We start from the raw sequence: 15956 nt of genomic DNA, 5'->3' as shown, positions 1-15956 counted from the left end.
GACCGACAAGGCACCAGTGCCCCGACAGGCCGAAGCCTGACGGGGCACTTGTGCGAGACTCTAGAGTGACCGCCGGTGACAGCGAGTCAGCGACCAGATCCTCCCGTATCCGAGCCGATCAGCTCAGGAACCGCTAATTTGCCGAAGCACGTACTGCAGGATGCCACCGTTGCGGTAGTAGTCTGCTTCACCCGGGGTGTCGATGCGCAGGACGGCGTCGAAGGACTTGGCAGTGCCGTCCTCGGCCGTTGCGGTGACCTTGAGCGTCTTCGGCGTGGTGCCGTTGTTCAGCTCGGTGACGCCCTCGACGGCGAACGTTTCCGTGCCGCTCAGGCCCAGCGTTGCGGCGGACTCGCCGGCCGGGTACTGCAGCGGAAGGACGCCCATGCCGATGAGGTTGGAGCGGTGGATGCGCTCGTAGCTCTCGGCCACGACGGCCTTGACGCCCAGGAGCGCGGTGCCCTTGGCTGCCCAGTCACGGGACGAGCCGGAGCCGTATTCCTTGCCTGCCAGGACCACCAGCGGGATGCCGGCCGCCTGGTAGTTCTGGGCGGCGTCGTAGACGTAGGCCTGCGGTGCATCCGCCTGGCTGAAGTCGCGGGTGAAGCCACCCTCGACGCCGTCCAGCAGCTGGTTCTTGATGCGGATGTTCGCGAAGGTGCCGCGGATCATGACTTCGTGGTTGCCACGGCGCGAGCCGTAGGAGTTGAAGTCCTTGCGCTCCACACCGTTGGCCAGCAGGTACTGGCCGGCGGGGGTGTCCGACTTGAAGGAACCGGCCGGGGAGATGTGGTCGGTGGTGACGGAGTCGCCGAGCTTCAGCAGGACGCGGGCGCCCTCGATGTTGCTGACGGGGTCCGGCTGCGCCTTCATGCCCTCGAAGTACGGGGGCTTCCGGACGTAGGTGGAGTCCTCGGCCCAGGCGAAGGTGTCGCCGGCGGGGGTGTCGAGTGCCTTCCAGCGCTCGTCGCCGTCGAAGACGCCTTCGTAGCCCTTGGCGAACATGGCCTCGTCGATCGAGGAGTCAATGACTTCCTGGACTTCGGTGGGGTTCGGCCAGATGTCCTTCAGGAAGACTTCGTTGCCTTCGGAGTCGGTGCCCAGGGCATCGGTGTCGAAGTCGAAGTCCATGGTGCCGGCCAGGGCGTAGGCGATGACCAGCGGCGGGGAAGCCAGGTAGTTCATCTTGACGTCCGGGTTGATGCGGCCTTCGAAGTTGCGGTTGCCCGAGAGGACAGCCGTCACGGAGAGGTCGTTGGCCTGGATTGCCTCGGAGATCTCCGGCTCCAGCGGGCCGGAGTTGCCGATGCAGGTGGCGCAGCCGTAGCCGACGATGTAGAAGCCGAGCTTCTCCAGGTACGGGGTGAGGCCGGACTTCTCGTAGTAGTCGGTGACGACCTTCGAGCCCGGTGCAACAGAGGTCTTGACCCACGGCTTGGCGGCCAGGCCCTTGTTGACGGCGTTGCGGGCGAGCAGGGCTGCTGCCAGCATGACCGAGGGGTTGGAGGTGTTGGTGCAGGAGGTGATCGAGGCGATCGACACCGCACCGTGGTCCAGCTCGAATTCGCGGCCGTCGGCTGTCGTGACCAGAACCTTGTTCGATGGGCGTCCGTCGGACTTGGGGCCGTGCGGGTGCGGGGCAACGTCTGCCACGTGGCTCGCGGGGTCGGTGAACGACGGCGAGTCCGAGGCAGGGAAGCTCTCGTCGATGGCCTCGTCGAGGCTGCCGTCGGTCAGCTCTTCCTTCACGTAGTTGCGCAGGTCCTGACGGAACTGGTCCTTGGACTCCGAGAGGATGATGCGGTCCTGGGGACGCTTCGGGCCGGAGATGGAGGGAACAACCGTGGACAGGTCCAGTTCGAGGAACTCGGAGAAGCGCAGCTCGCGGGACGGGTCGTGCCAGAGGCCCTGTTCCTTCGTGTAGGCCTCGACGAGGGCAACGTTTGCCTCGGAGCGGCCGGTGAGGCGCAGGTAGTCCAGGGTGACGTCGTCGATCGGGAACATGGCGGCCGTGGAACCGAATTCCGGGCTCATGTTGCCGATGGTGGCGCGGTTTGCCAGCGGCACAGCCGCGACGCCCTCGCCGTAGAACTCGACGAACTTGCCCACGACACCGTGCTTGCGCAGCTGTTCGGTGATGGTCAGCACGACGTCGGTGGCGGTGGCACCGGCCGGGATGGACCCGGTGAGCTTGAAGCCGACGACGCGCGGGATGAGCATGGAGACCGGCTGGCCGAGCATGGCGGCCTCGGCTTCGATGCCGCCGACGCCCCAGCCCAGGATGCCCAGGCCGTTGACCATGGTGGTGTGGGAGTCGGTGCCGACGCAGGTGTCCGGGTAGGCCCGGAGAACGCCGTCGATCTCGCGGGTCATGACGGTGCGTGCCAGGTATTCGATGTTGACCTGGTGGACGATGCCGGTTCCCGGGGGAACAACCTTGAAGTCATCGAAGGCCGTCTGGCCCCAGCGCAGGAACTGGTAGCGCTCGCCGTTGCGCTGGTATTCGATCTCCATGTTGCGCTCCAGCGCGCCGGAGTTGCCGAAGGCATCGATCTGGACGGAGTGGTCGATGACCATCTCGGCCGGGGCCAGCGGGTTGACGCGCTTGGGATCGCCGCCGAGGTCCTTGACGGCTTCACGCATGGTGGCCAGGTCGACGACGCAGGGAACGCCGGTGAAGTCCTGCATGATGACGCGGGCCGGGGTGAACTGGATTTCGGTGTCGGGCTCGGCGGTGGGGTCCCAGCCGGCCAGGGCGCGGACGTGGTCGGCCGTAATATTGGCGCCGTCCTCGGTCCGCAGGAGGTTCTCAAGCAATACCTTGAGGCTGAACGGAAGGCTGTCTGCGCCTTCTACGGAGTTCAACCGGAAAATTTCATAATCGGTGCCGGCTACATTAAGTACGCCTTTGGAACCGAAGCTGTCCACAGTGCTCATGGCAGGACTCCTCTCGCAACAGTTTCATCTTTGTCGCGCGTTTGGCCGCTATCCAGTTAGGCACGCCTTACTAAACCTTGCGGCACGTCTTTGGTGATGATCCCGAATCACGACACGGGACTGATACGCCCATCGTAGTGGCAGGAATTGGCTTTGGTCACCGCCAGCCCGGGGACAGGTCCCGGGCTGGCGGTGGCGGAGTTACGCGGCGGGAACGAGCAGCGCGACAGTCTCCAGGTGGTGCGTGTTCGGGTAGAGGTCGAAGCCCCGCAGGGCCTCGAGGCGCCAGCCGCCCCGCTGAAAGTAACCCAGATCACGCGCAAAGGAAGCGGGATCACATGACACATAGGCGATGGCGCGGGGCCCGGAGGCCATCAACTGGTTGACGACGGCCTTTCCGGCACCGGCCCGGGGCGGGTCCAGGAGCACGGAGTCGAAGCTGCGGCTGCGCTGGTGCAGGACGCGCTCCACGCGGCCCTGGACGATTTCCACCTGGGGCTGGCCGTGCAGGTTCTTGCGTGCGTCCCGGCTGGTGCCCGGCGCGCCTTCCACGGACAGCACCGATCCGGTGACTCCCACGGCGTCGGCCAGGGGTGCGGTGAACAATCCTGCCCCGGCGTACAGATCGGCCACGGCAGCACCGGGCTCAAGGTATCCGCCGTCGTGCAGGAAAGCCGTGACGGCGTTGACCAGGGTGTCCGGCGCGTCCCGGTGGATCTGCCAGAATCCTTCGCCGGTGACGCGGTATTCGTGGCCTGCCGCCGATTCCTGCACCCAGGTGCGGCCGCGCAATTGCAGCACCTCCCCCTTGGCAGGGTCGAAGGAGGCCACGGAGACGTCCTGCGGCAGCTGCGACAGGATCGAATGGAGGCGCTTGGGCGTGGTGCCCTCTTCCGGGGCCAGCAGCACCAGCGGCCGGGATCCGTTGGACGGGGCCGCGACCTCGACACGGGCGATGCCCTGCAGCTCGATGTCCCACAGCTTCAGCTCGTTGATGCCGGCCGCGGCGAGCGGCATCTCCCGGACGGGAACAACGACGTCGGAGCGGTGGGCGTGCATGCCGAGCTTGCCTTTATCCGTGACGGCAAAGCTGGCGCGGGTCCGCCAGCCCAGCCCGGCGCCGTCGGGGGTGTCCCCCACGGCTTCGACCTCGGTCGGGAGCTCGACGCCGGCAAGGCGCTTGAGCTGTTCGTCCAGCACCTCGGCCTTCAGGGCACGCTGCCGCGGCAGCGAGATGTGGCCCAGTTCGGCGCCGCCCACGGGCGGGCCGCCCTGCTTCCAGGCGGCGAGCGAGTCGGCCTGCTTCCAGAAATGCCGGACGCGGTCTTCCGAAGCCTCCAGGACCTCGACGACGTCCCCGCGCCAGAAGCGCGAGGCCTCGCCGGAGTCGGTCAGCCGGATGCGGACCTTCTCGCCCGGGATGCCATGGCGGACAAAGATGACGCGGCCTTCGTGGCGTGCGACGAAATGGCCGCCGTGGGCGATGGCGCCGACGTCGACCACCAGTTCGGTGCCCGGCGTGCCTTGGCCTCCGTGGTGTTCGGTGTGCTCATGTGTGTGGGAGGTCATTGGATATCCTGCAGTGCCTTTGCTTCTTCGGACGACTTCAACTGCCACGGGACGCTTGCCACCATGACTCCGGATTCGAAGTGAAGTCTTGTCTTGATTCTGAGTGCGGTCTGGTTGTGGACGAGCTGCTCCCACCATTTGCCGACCACGTATTCGGGGATGTAGACGACGATCAGGTCCCGGGGCGAGTCCCGGCGCATGTTCTTGACGTACTCCATGATGGGGGTGACGGTCTCGCGGTAGGGGCTGGCGAGCACGGTCAGGGGCACGGGGATGTCCAGCTTTTCCCAGTCCCGGACGGTGTGCTCGGTCTCCTCTGTGTTGATGTCCACCGTGATGGCGTCGAGCCTGGACGGCCGGGAAGCCCGGGCATAGGCCAGGGCGCGCAGCACGGGCTTGCGCACGTGCGACACCAGGATGACTGCGTGGACGCGGCTGGGCAGGGCGCGCGGGGACGCGTCCTCGTCCACGGCCAGTTCCTTGGCCACGTTGTCGTAGTGGGCGCGGATGCTCCACATGATGAGGAAGAGCACGAACATGGCGAGCAGCGCGATCCAGGCTCCCTGTTCGAACTTGGTGATGAGCACGATCAGGAGCACAAGGGCGGTCATGCCGAAGCCGATCATGTTGATGGTGCGCGACTTGACCATCCTGCGGCGCGTGGACTTGTCGCGTGCGAGCTTCAGTTCGCGGCCCCAGTGCCGGACCATGCCGAGCTGGCTGATGGTGAACGAGATGAAGACACCCACAATGTAGAGCTGGATCAGCTTGGTCACGTCGGCGTTGAAGGCAAGGATCAGTACCAGGGCCCCGGCTGCCAGCGCAAGGACGCCGTTGCTGAAGGCCAGCCGGTCACCGCGGGTGCGCAGCTGGCGCGGGAGGTAGCCGTCCTGGGCCAGGATGGAGCCGAGGACGGGGAATCCGTTGAACGCCGTGTTGGAAGCGAACACCAGGATGGTGCCCGTGGCAGCGACCACGATGTAGAAGGGGATGGATCCCGGGCCGAAGATGGTCTGGGCGATCTGGCTGATGGCCGGGCTCTGGATGTAATCCTCTGGCAGCGGCAGGCCGTTCAGCAGGAATTCCGTCGCCGGATCCAGCACGATGTGGACCTTGGTGGCGTTCGCCAGATAGATGATGCCCGCCAGCATGGACGAGGCGATGACGCCGAGCAGGAGCAGCGTTGTGGCCGCGTTCTTGCTCTTGGGCTTCTTGAAGTTGGGGACGCCGTTGCTGATGGCCTCGATGCCGGTCAGCGCGGCGGCGCCGGAGGAGAAAGCCCGGAGCAGCAGGAACGCGCCGGCAAGGCCAACCAGGCCTTCGTCAAAGCCTTCCTCGGGCACGATGGTGAACTGCGCCGAGGGAGCCTCCCCCAGTTGGCCGGTGATGGCCTGGATGACGCCCACAAGGGTCATGCCCAGGATGGATGCCATGAAGATGTAGGTGGGGACCGCGAACACGGAGCCCGCTTCCTTGATGCCGCGCAGGTTGACCAGGGCCAGGATGATGACGCCGATGGTGGCGATGAGCGCCTGCTGGCCGTGCAGTGCCGGCACTGCCGTGGTCAGGTACGTCGCGGCTGAGGACATGGATACCGCAACGGTGAGGACGTAGTCCACCAAAAGCGCGGAAGCCACGGTCAGCCCCGCGTACTTGCCCAGGTTCACGTTGGCGATCTCGTAGTCGCCGCCGCCGGAAGGATACGCGTGCACGTTCTGCCGGTAGGACGCCACCACCGTGAGCAACACCACCATGACGGCAAGGCCCACCAGCGGCGAGAACGCCACCGCACTGATGCCGGCCAGGGCCAGCGTCAGGAGGATTTCATCAGGGGCGTAGGCCACGGAGGACAGGGCGTCCGACGCGAAAATCGGCAAGGCGATGCGCTTGGGCAGGAGTGTGTGGGCCAGTCGGTCGTTACGGAACGGCCGGCCCACCAAGATCCGCTTCACGGCATTCAGAATTGTCAACACCCCGCAAAGCTACTCTGAATCCCGGGCGATGTCATGACGGCCGCCGGCGTCTTCCGGGAGCTGCCGTTCGGCAGGGTGCCGTTTCTGCCGCCCGCCACCGGTAAAGTCTCTAGCAGGCGGCATGGACAGAGAGTTTAAGGAGACATGGTGGCTCACTTCGTGATCATGGGTTGCGGCAGGGTCGGCGCGACTTTGGCGCACACCCTGGAGGACGCCGGGCATTCGGTGGCCATCATCGACCAGGATGAGCGGGCCTTCCGCCGCCTGCGGAACAGCTTCACCGGGCGCAAGGTGACCGGCGTCGGATTCGACCGCGACACGCTCAAGCAGGCCGGCGTCGAAGAGGCCTACGCCTTCGCCGCCGTTTCCAGCGGCGACAATTCCAATATTCTTGCCACCCGTGTGGCACGCGAAACCTTCCACGTTGCGCACGTGGTGGCCCGCATCTACGACCCCGGCCGGGCCGAGATCTACCAGCGGCTGGGCATCCCCACCGTGGCCGCCGTGCGTTGGAGCGCCGACCAGGTCCTCCGCCGGATCCTTCCGGAGCAGCACCTGGCCGGCGACTACCGCGAGCCCTCGGGCCGGCTGGTCCTGGCCGAAGTGGACGTCAACGAAGGCTGGATCGGGCATTCCCTCTCCGCCATCGAAGCCGCCGCCGGCATCCGCATCGCCTTCCTCACCCGCTTCGGCGAGGGCACCCTCCCGGAGCCGGGGATGGCCTATCAGGAGGGCGACACGGTCCATGCCATGGTGGCCCTTGACCGGACCTCCGAGATCGCACGCATCCTCGCCAAAGCACCTGCCAAGGAGTCTTAGTGAAAGTTGTCATCGTTGGCGCAGGCAGCGTCGGCTCGTCCATTGCACGGGAGCTTCTGGCCCACAACCACCAGATCCTGCTGATCGACCTCAAGCCCGAGGTCATCGGCCGCAGCGGCCTGCGCGGGGCGCGCTGGCTGGTGGGCGACGCCTGCGAACTGAGCACCTTGCAGGACGCGAAACTTGAGGACGCCGACGTCGTGGTGTCTGCTACCGGCGACGACAAGGTCAACCTGGTGGTGTCCCTGCTCGCCAAGACCGAATTCGGCGTGGGCCGCACCGTGGGCCGCGTGAACAACCCCAAGAACGACTGGATGTTCAACGATTCCTGGGGCGTCGACGTTGCGGTCAACACACCGCAGCTGATGACGGCCCTGGTGGAGGAGGCCGTGGAGATCGGCGACATCGTCCGCCTGCTGACCCTCCAGACAGGCGTGGCGTCGATCGTGGAATTCACCGTGCCGCACGATTCCCACGTCATCGGCAGCACCGTCGGGGCCATCGACTGGCCCGAAGACGCGACGCTGGTGGCCATCCTGCGCGACCACGCGCCGATCACGCCCAGCCGGGACGACGTGCTCGACGGCGGCGACGAACTGTTCTTTGTGACCACCATCGCGGCCGAGGACGGGCTCAGGGCCCTGCTGTCCCCCGCGTCAATGGCCGGCCAGGGCCCCCGCGGCAATGATGGGGAAACCGCCGACCAGGCTGCGGAGGACGACGGCTTCGACGGCTGATCCGCCGGCCCGGCTGATCCGCGGGCCCGGCTAGTCCGCGGTCTTGGCCTGGACCGCGGGCTTGGTCAGCAGCCAGGCCACCCAAAGGCCCAGGATATACAGCGGTGCGCCCATGAGCAGCCGCGTCGTTGCCAGCGCGGCCAGGCCGGGCTCACCCATGAAGTACAGGGGGACCTGGACCACGAGCCGCAGTGCCAGCACGGCAACCACCACCCAGGTTCCGAGCCGGTAGACGCGCAGCCTCTCGGGATCCTTGCGCCACTCGAGTCCCTCGTTGCGGACAAAGCCGAACAGGAGTCCCGCGACGGGCCACTTCAGGACGATCGAGAGCACCATGCCGGCGATATAGGCGACGTTGGTGAAGAAGCCCAGGACATAGAAGTCCTCGGCCTTTCCGGTGGTATTGGCGAGCCAGGCGGAGATCCCGACGCCGACGATCCCGGCGAGTGCCTGCGTCAGGGGGCGCCGCTGCACCAGCCGCGCCACGGTGAAGACGGCAGCCGCTGCCAGGGCGGCGACCAGTGCAGGAGTCAGGTCCCGTGTGATGGTGAAGGCAATGAGGAAGACCAGACCAGGCAGGATGCTCTCCGCGATCCCCTGGATGCCCCCGGCCGTCTTCAGCATGTCCACATGGCCTGCGCTGTTGCGGTGGACGCCCGCCTTTTCGGCGTATCCTGCGGCGAGTTCCGCGACCGTGGGACCCTGTGGGCCAGTACCAGTACCGTACTGGCCAGCGCCCTGGGTGCCGGCGGTGTCTCCGCCTGCGGCGCCGGCGCCCTCAGGCGTGGCCGCCTCCGGCGTCGGCGTTTCGTGCGGATCGGATCCGTTGGCGACGGTCATAGGTGCTCCTGGCGGGAAAGAATTTCGTAGCGGGGATTGAACATGGCCGGCAGCCCGTCCCGGGCGGTCACCATGCCGTCGAGTCGGACTTCGACTCCGGCCTCGATGCCGGGGACGCGCCGGCGGCCCAGCCAGATGACCAGCAGCCGGGCCGCGGAGGCAGCGCCTGGACGGCCGCCGGCGGTACCGTGCTCATGAGAGTCCACCACGATGGCCGAGAAGAAGGGCTGCTCGCTGGCGGGCTGGTAGGTGACGGACTCGACGAATCCCGTGCAGCCGGCCCTGCCCCTGGCGGGGAGCCCGCTGATGCGCAGCCCGGGAGCCTTGTTTCGTCCCTCGGGCATGCTTGGAAGAGGCTGGTCAGCCAATCTGGGTGATCTCCGGCCCGCGTTCGGGTTGTTCCAGTGCGGGGCCGTCCTGCGCTGCGCCGTGCTGGGCCGGCGCTGCCGCATCCTTGGGCAGGCGAAGCTGCAGAAGCTCGCGCGGCGGCATGGGGTTGTCGCCGCGGACCACCACCACACGGCGGAAGAGCTCTTCGAGCCCGGCCGCTGCGTCGCGTTCCAGGGCGGCCTCGCCGCCGAGCACGCCGCGGAGGAACCAGCGCGGACCGTCCACGCCCATGAAGCGGGCGGCACGGTAGCCGCGGCTTCCGTCGGCAGCTTCTGCCGGGAGCTTGGCCACGAGTTCCGGCCCGAAGGTGCCGGTGACTTCCTCGACCTCACCGCCCTGGCTCGCCACGGACTGGCCGATCTGTTCGCGGATCTCCTCCCACAGGCCCTCTGAACGGGGGGCTGCGAAGGCCTGGAGCTGCAGGCTCGAGGCCCCCAGGTCCAGGGTGACGGCGACAACCCGCTGGGTGGCCTCCTCGATCTCGAGGCGCAACTGCAGGCCCTCGGCCGGCGCGATCAACAGTGCTCCGAGATCGACGTAGCCGTCCTGGCTGTCAATCTCCGTGATGTCCAGCGGCCCCTTGACGATCCGGAAGTCGCCCTTGGCCGCGCCTACGCTGGCAGCCCCATCAGCGGATCCGGGCGTGTCTGCTACCGCAATGTCCGCTTCTGCGGCGTCAGCAGCAGCGGATTCCGGCCGTTCGGCCTTGGACTTCTTGCCGCGCCCAAAAAGCATCGGATTGTCTCCTTAGTAGTGGTCTGTCCCCCAGTAAACCGCACGCAGGGCGGACAACGGGAATACTGCGGGGCCCCGGCGGCTGCCTGCCGCCTGAGGTCCTCCCGCGTTGCTACGCCACGGGCGTGGCGAATCCCCCGGTGGAGCCGAATCCGCCGGTTCCCCGGACGGAGTCGGACAGCTCGTCGACGGCGACGAAACGCGCGTACTCGACGCGCTGGATCACCATCTGGGCAATTCTATCGCCGCGCTTGAGTTCGATCGCCTGGTTCTGGTCCGTGTTCAGCAGCGTGACGGCGATTTCGCCCCGGTAGCCGGCATCGACCGTTCCGGGGGCGTTGACAACTGTGAGTCCGTGCTTGGTGGCAAGGCCCGAACGCGGGTGGATGAGTGCCACAAAGCCGTCGGGCAGTGCGATGGAAACGCCGGTGGGGACGAGCTTGCGCTCTCCCGGAGCCAGCACCACATCCTCGCGGGTGCGGAGGTCGGCCCCCGCGTCGCCGGGGTGCGCGTACGACGGCGCTTCCAGCCCGGCGTCGAGCATTTTCAGCTGCACGTCAAGGGTGGGCGCGCCGTAGGCTGCGCTGGTTTCGGCGTCGGTGTTCATCACTGCGGTCTCGTTGCTCACAGTCATTCATTCTACGTGGCCGCGCGCGGGCCCGCGAAGGGGCGGCGCAGGCGGCGGGCGCGGGGCCATGGCCCGTCCCGATAAGCTGGGACCATGCCTACGCCTGACTCCGCCGCACCCGTCCCTGCCCGGAACGACCCCTCCAGCGCATCCACGGTGCTGTACACCGAGAAACTCTGGCCCTCGGCCTGGATCTGGGTTGTGGTGATGGGCCTGTCCGGGGCCGGCATCCTGATGTTCTCGCCCATCAGCTTCGGGGTGGGCCTCACGGCGGCAGCGGTCCTGTTCGCGATCATGGCCACCATGCTGGTGGTGTCCACGCCCACCATCTCGGTCACCCCGGACACCCTGCGGGTGGGCCGCGCCACAATCGAGCGCCGCTTCGTCGGATCCGTCGAGGCCTTCCGCAAGGAAGAAGCCACCGCCGAACGGGGACCCCGCCTCAACGGGCTAGCCTTCATGTGCTTCCGCGGCTGGATCGACGCAGTGGTCAAGATCGAGATCACCGACCCCTCTGACCGCACCCCCTACTGGCTTGCATCCTCGCGGCGGCCGGAAGAGCTCGTCGCCGCCCTGACTTCGCCCGCGAAGTCCTAGCTTTCACATTCCTTGCAGTAGAGGTGACCGTCCTTTTCCCGGGCGATCTGTGAGCGGTGCTTGACCAGGAAGCAATTGAAGCAGGTGAATTCGTCGGCCTGGGGCGGCAGGACCCGTATCAGGAGCTCCTCGCCGGACAGGTCCGCGCCGGGCAGCTCAAAGCCGTCCGCCAGCTCTGCTTCATCGACGTCGACGCTGGACGATTGCTTGCCGGCCTGACGGGTCTTGAGTTCCTCGATGGAGTCTTCGCTGGCGTCTTCCTCGGTTTTCCGAGGCGCATCGTAGTCCGTGGCCATGGTGCTTCCTTGTCCTCCGCTTCACTCAGGATCGAAAGCCGGCGGGACCGGGCTTCCGTCCGCTTGCCGGTGTATCGGTGTAACGCCGGAAGCCCCGGATTTGTGCCCGATATCGGCCACATTGTGCTCTCCTGAAACCCGAAAGTCCATAGCCTTGGACGGCGTGTCTGCGGCCCTTGGCCGGGCGTCCCCCGGCCGCTTTTCGCGGAATATCGCGGCACGCCCTTTGTCCTAGTAGGAAATGGTCCCGGCGGATGGCAGAGTTTCGAATGTCAGTTATGCCATGGTGGAGGGTGTTATGCAGGATCTACGGCTCGTAGGCGTCCACGACGACGGCGGTCATCTCCTCTTGAGCGGCACCGGCGGTGAAATGTTCCAGCTCCCGATCGATGAGGCGCTGCGCGCCGCAGCGAGCCGGACCCCCGCCCAGGTGGCGGCCCGCGCCTCCATCACCCCCATTGCCATGTCCCCCCGGGACATCCAGTCGCGGATCAGGTCCGGGGCCACGGCCGCGGAAGTCGCCGAACTGTCCGGGCTGCCGCTGGCCAATGTGCAGCGCTACGAAGGTCCTGTGCTGGCCGAGCGTGAATACGTTGCCCTGCAGGCGCGCAAGGTCGAAGTTGCTTCCCCCGCCCCCGGCCATGATGCCTACCGCAACACGTTCGGCGATGCCGCTGCCACCCTGGGCGAAATGGTGGCGCACCGCCTGACGGCCCACGGCATCGACTCCTCCACGGTCGAGTGGGACTCGTGGCGCCGCGCGGATGGTTCCTGGACCGTCGTCGCACGCTTTGAAACCGTCCTGGGCGCACCGGACAGCATCGGAGAAGAGCCCCCCGCGATGTGGACCTTCAGCCCCTCGCGCAAATCGTTGCAGAACGCCAACCGCTGGGCGCAGCAGCTCAGTGAACTCGAGCCGCTGGATGGCCTGGTTCCGGCCCGCCGCCTGGCCGCGGTCTCCGACCGCCCCTTTGATTTTGAGACCGACGCCGAATCCGCGGCCCGTGCGGCCACGGGGAGCAAGGAATCCGACAGCCTCCTGGACATGCTGCGTTCGCGCCGCGGACAGCGCCTGGGCATGGATGAGGACGGCGACGACGCCCTCGCCGCGCTGCTGAGCACCGGTGTCCCGGCGGCCCATCCCCGTGCCGTCGACGACGTCGAGGAAGCAGACGACGCCGATGCCGCGCCGGCCGCCTCGGAGGCTGATGCGGCGGAACGCCGCAAGGACGGCCGCCCATCGATTCTTTCGCGGTTGACGCTGGCTCCGCGGCTTGAGGATTCCCCGGAAGACAACGCCCTCCGGCTTCACGACGGCGTCAGCACCGATACCCGCGAAATCACGGTCATCGCCGGTCCCGTGCGGCCCGCGACCGGGCTGCTTGACCGGATGGGCGGCGGATCAGCCCAGCAAGCCCCGGCCGATCCCGACGGGGCCGTGGTGGAAGACTCCGGCGCCGAAACGCCTGCGACGCCGGACGGCGTCCAGCGTGTGGGCTTGGACGAGCTTCTGGGCGGTGCCTTGCGCCCCAAGGCGGATGCGGAGCCGGGCGATGCTGCCCCGGCGGAGCGGCAGCCTTCCCGGCCCAAGCGGTCCAGCATCCCCAGCTGGGATGAAATCGTCTTCGGGGCACGCGGGGACTGAAGCCCCGGCTGCCACGGCCAGGCTACGGCCGAACGGCTGCTAAGCCTTCTGCTCGTGTGTCCCGGTGGCGTGTGTCCCGGCCCCGTGCCAGAGGCAGGCGTCCACGTCGAACGGCAGCAACTGGTCCTTGCTGGCCATGAGGTCTGCTCCGTGGGCGGTCACGCGGCGCATGTAGTGCCGCCGGCACAGTGTTTCATATCCCACGGTCTTGGTGCCCGCGGTTTCGTGGCCGGCGCTGTCCCTGCCCTCATCCATGGCGACGTCCCCCACCACCACCTGGGCGCCTTCCATTACCATGATGCCGTCCACGGTCCGGGCGTTGTGCGTGGCCCGGCGTCCGCACCAGCACAGCGCCTCCACCTGGAGGACCTGGACCCGGTCTGCGAGCTCGATCAGCCGCTGGGAGCCGGGGAAGAGCGCCGTCCTGAAGTCCGCGGTGATCCCGAACGCGAAGACGTCCACGTCCATCTCGTCCACCACGCGGGCCAGCTGCTCCACCTGGAGGGGTGAGTAGAACTGGGCTTCGTCGCAGATCAGGTAGTCCACGCGCAGGCCGGTGGTGCGGCGGCGGACCACCTCGTCCCAGAAGTCGGTGGCTTCGGTGACCTCCACGGCGTCGGTCTGCAGGCCGAGCCGGCTGGAGATGGTGGCTTCACCGGCGCGGTCGTTGCAGCTGAAGCGGACGCCGCCCCGGCCGCGGGCACGGTGGTTGTGGTCCATCTGCAGGGCCAGCGTCGACTTGCCGCAGTCCATGGTCCCGGAGAAGAAGATGAGCTCAGCCACGCCGGCCCTTCTTGCCTCCGGCCGGGAAGCAGAGCAGCGGCACTTCGCGTTCGGCCTTGGTGAGGGAGCCGTGCTGGCCCACGACTTCCATGGCCGTGGGGCGGACGCGGCGGGTGTCATAGAGGGCCAGGGTGTCCCGGGCGGCGATCATGACATCGCCGATGCGCGGTGCCACGCCGGCCGCCACGGTGCCGAACAGGCCGGCGTCGATGGCCTGCTCGCGGGTGAACGCCCAGATCCGCTCGCCGAAGCGGCCCCGCCAGGCGTCCAGCAGGGCGTCACGGCGGGAGGCTCCGGCGTCGGGCTCCATGTACAGGTGGACCATGCGCGGCTCGCCGGCGGTGTGCCGGACGCCGTCAATGAGCGCCGGTTCGGCCGAGTAGTCGAGGCGCTGGGACTCGGGGACGTCGAGCATGCCGTGGTCGCCGGTCAGCAGGATGATGGTGCCGGCCGGGAGGCTGGCGGAGAGCCGTTTGACCGTGGAGTCGAGCTCCTCCAGCTGGTGCTCCCAGCGCTCCGACTGGCAGCCGTAGCGGTGCCCGGCCTTGTCGAGTTCATTGGCGTAGAAGTACATGAGGGAACGGCCGCCGCCGGACATGGCCTCGGCGGCTGCGGCGGTGCGCGCGTGCAGGGAGGTCCCGCCGATAAAGCGGCTGCCGCGCAGGGCGGCCTGGGTCATGGGCGAGTTGCCGAACTGGGGCAGGCTGATGGTCACGACGTCGATCTCGGCGGCGATGCGCTCGAACACGGTGGGGTGGGGCTGCCACTGCTGCGGATCGACGCCGGCGTCCCAGTTGCCCAGGAGGTTGACCACCTTGTCCTGGGCCGGGTCCAGGACGTCGTAGCCCACCATGCCGTGCTCACCTGCGGTGCGCCCCGTGCCCAGGCTGGCCAGCGAGGCCGCGGTGGTGCTGGGAAAGGCCGAGTCCAGCCAGACGGGCACCGCGCCCTGGCCCGCGGCGACCATGGAGCGCAGAAACGGCGTGTGGGAGGCCTTCTGCTTGAGCAGGCCGCGTCCGAGTCCGTCCGCGAGCACCACGCACACGCGCTGGCTTGTCGGCAGGTTCAGGGCATTGCCGAAGCCGGGCAGGCCCAGGCTTGCGGCCGCACTGGTGAAGACTTCCGCGATGGACTTGCTGCCGTAAAGCGGCGGAGCAGGCAGCTCAGACGCTGCCGGCGCCGTGGCGGGCATTTCGACGGTCACCTGCGCCTGACCCTGCACGGGCCCCATCAGCGCTGGTGCCCGCGGCTGAGCCTGTTGCCGAAGACTCCGGAGCGTGGCCGCGGCGCGGGGAGGGTGGCGTGCTGGGCGGGGGCAGCCGTGCCGGTGTTGACGGCACGCAGTGCCCGGGCGAAGACCTTGGCGTCCTGGACTGCCTGCAGCCCGTCCGCTTCGGCACTGATGCGCAGGACGATGTCTTCCTGGGCGATGGTCCCGCTGTAGCCGTGGTCGGCTTCGCACTGGGGGTCCCCGCAGCTCGCCGGGCCCATGTCCAGGCGCTGACCGCCGGACCACGCGATGGACACGGTGAGCTCGCGCACGGGGTCCGAGGGCTTGTAGTCCTGCGGCTGGGAGTACATGTAGCTCAGGACCACGGAGCGGATCTGGGCCACGGGAACGGATTCCGTGGAGATCTGGGCCACGGTCTGCTCACCCGCCTCGTCCAGCTGCTGGTCGTCCACGTGGGTGATCACCAGCATGTCCTCGGTGAGCACCAGGACGGTGATGTGGCGGCGGACCTCGGCACGGTCGAAGTGCGTCTCGAGGTGGACCAGGTGGGACAGGCAGTCGCGCCCGTCCAGGGCGTCCTCGACGACGTCGGCCACGAGCCGCGGGTAGAAACCGGCCTGCTGCAGGGCCTGGTCCAGGCTCTGTCCCTGCGAACTGTGGTTGTGCGCGGTGTGGTGCCCGTTGACAGGGCGGGACTGAGGCGTCGGGGACTTGGTGCTCATATCCCCCATTTTCACAGATCGTCCTTTGACTTCATAACCGCGTAGCGTCCTGCG

The 15956-nt window shown here is 67.6% G+C and carries 15 protein-coding genes; 4 read left to right on the top strand and 11 right to left on the bottom strand.

Going from position 1 to position 15956, the window contains the following annotated elements; genetic code table 11:
• Positions 1-123 precede the first annotated feature (123 nt).
• From NVV90_RS08165 to NVV90_RS08155, 3 genes are all read right to left on the bottom strand, one after another.
• The gene (locus NVV90_RS08165; RefSeq protein ID WP_258440672.1) at positions 124-2937 is read right to left on the bottom strand and encodes an aconitate hydratase; all 2814 of its coding nucleotides are present in this window, start codon (positions 2935-2937) and stop codon (positions 124-126) included.
• A 201-nt stretch (positions 2938-3138) separates the two neighbouring features.
• Positions 3139-4506 carry a class I SAM-dependent RNA methyltransferase gene (locus NVV90_RS08160; protein WP_258440671.1) on the bottom strand — a complete coding sequence of 456 codons (1368 nt, stop codon included), beginning with the start codon at positions 4504-4506 and terminating at the stop codon, positions 3139-3141.
• Entirely contained in the window at positions 4503-6479 is a 1977-nt protein-coding gene (locus tag NVV90_RS08155; RefSeq protein ID WP_258440670.1) for an APC family permease, read from the bottom strand. Before NVV90_RS08155 ends, NVV90_RS08160 begins: the two co-directional genes overlap by 4 nt.
• A gap of 147 nt (positions 6480-6626) precedes the next feature.
• On the opposite strand from NVV90_RS08155, the gene NVV90_RS08150 reads away from it, so the two are divergent.
• Positions 6627-7298: a TrkA family potassium uptake protein gene (locus NVV90_RS08150; RefSeq protein ID WP_258441109.1), complete on the top strand. Its 672-nt coding sequence runs from the start codon at positions 6627-6629 to the stop codon at positions 7296-7298.
• Entirely contained in the window at positions 7298-8035 is a 738-nt protein-coding gene (locus tag NVV90_RS08145) for a TrkA family potassium uptake protein (protein WP_258440669.1), read from the top strand. Before NVV90_RS08150 ends, NVV90_RS08145 begins: the two co-directional genes overlap by 1 nt.
• A gap of 30 nt (positions 8036-8065) precedes the next feature.
• On the opposite strand, the gene NVV90_RS08140 is transcribed toward NVV90_RS08145, so the two are convergent.
• The 4 genes from NVV90_RS08140 to dut form a co-directional block, all read right to left on the bottom strand.
• Positions 8066-8875: a DUF3159 domain-containing protein gene (locus tag NVV90_RS08140; protein ID WP_258440668.1), complete on the bottom strand. Its 810-nt coding sequence runs from the start codon at positions 8873-8875 to the stop codon at positions 8066-8068.
• On the bottom strand, positions 8872-9219 hold the full coding sequence (locus NVV90_RS08135; RefSeq protein WP_258440667.1) for a hypothetical protein: 348 nt from the start codon (positions 9217-9219) through the stop codon (positions 8872-8874). The genes NVV90_RS08140 and NVV90_RS08135 overlap by 4 nt, the downstream gene beginning before the upstream one ends.
• 16 nt (positions 9220-9235) lie before the next feature.
• Entirely contained in the window at positions 9236-10000 is a 765-nt protein-coding gene (locus tag NVV90_RS08130) for a DUF3710 domain-containing protein (protein WP_258440666.1), read from the bottom strand.
• Between the two features lie 112 nt (positions 10001-10112).
• Positions 10113-10607, bottom strand: a complete 495-nt coding sequence (dut, locus tag NVV90_RS08125; RefSeq protein ID WP_258441108.1) for a dUTP diphosphatase — start codon at positions 10605-10607, stop codon at positions 10113-10115.
• Positions 10608-10721: 114 nt separating this feature from the next.
• Here dut and NVV90_RS08120 point away from each other — a divergent pair, with 114 nt between their 5' ends.
• Entirely contained in the window at positions 10722-11225 is a 504-nt protein-coding gene (locus tag NVV90_RS08120) for a DUF3093 domain-containing protein (RefSeq protein ID WP_258440665.1), read from the top strand.
• Here NVV90_RS08120 and NVV90_RS08115 read toward each other — a convergent pair.
• A complete protein-coding gene (locus NVV90_RS08115; protein ID WP_258440664.1) occupies positions 11222-11521 on the bottom strand; it encodes a DUF4193 domain-containing protein in 300 nt (99 codons plus the stop codon). The genes NVV90_RS08120 and NVV90_RS08115 overlap by 4 nt on opposite strands.
• Before the next feature lie 298 nt (positions 11522-11819).
• On the opposite strand from NVV90_RS08115, the gene sepH reads away from it, so the two are divergent.
• Complete coding sequence (sepH, locus tag NVV90_RS08110; protein ID WP_258440663.1) at positions 11820-13166, top strand: septation protein SepH; 1347 nt, start codon at positions 11820-11822, stop codon at positions 13164-13166.
• A 39-nt stretch (positions 13167-13205) separates the two neighbouring features.
• Here sepH and NVV90_RS08105 read toward each other — a convergent pair whose 3' ends face one another.
• The 3 genes from NVV90_RS08105 to NVV90_RS08095 are packed head-to-tail and all read right to left on the bottom strand — an operon-like array spanning position 13206 to position 15902.
• On the bottom strand, positions 13206-13949 hold the full coding sequence (locus NVV90_RS08105; RefSeq protein WP_258440662.1) for a thymidine kinase: 744 nt from the start codon (positions 13947-13949) through the stop codon (positions 13206-13208).
• Positions 13942-15180: an alkaline phosphatase family protein gene (locus tag NVV90_RS08100; protein ID WP_396125364.1), complete on the bottom strand. Its 1239-nt coding sequence runs from the start codon at positions 15178-15180 to the stop codon at positions 13942-13944. The genes NVV90_RS08105 and NVV90_RS08100 overlap by 8 nt, the downstream gene beginning before the upstream one ends.
• Positions 15180-15902: a DUF5998 family protein gene (locus NVV90_RS08095; RefSeq protein ID WP_207617228.1), complete on the bottom strand. Its 723-nt coding sequence runs from the start codon at positions 15900-15902 to the stop codon at positions 15180-15182. The genes NVV90_RS08100 and NVV90_RS08095 overlap by 1 nt, the downstream gene beginning before the upstream one ends.
• Positions 15903-15956 lie beyond the last annotated feature (54 nt).

Origin of the sequence: Arthrobacter sp. CJ23 (assembly GCF_024741795.1) — a bacterium.
Classification (GTDB): domain Bacteria; phylum Actinomycetota; class Actinomycetes; order Actinomycetales; family Micrococcaceae; genus Arthrobacter.
This window is presented reverse-complemented; position numbering and strand designations above follow the sequence as displayed.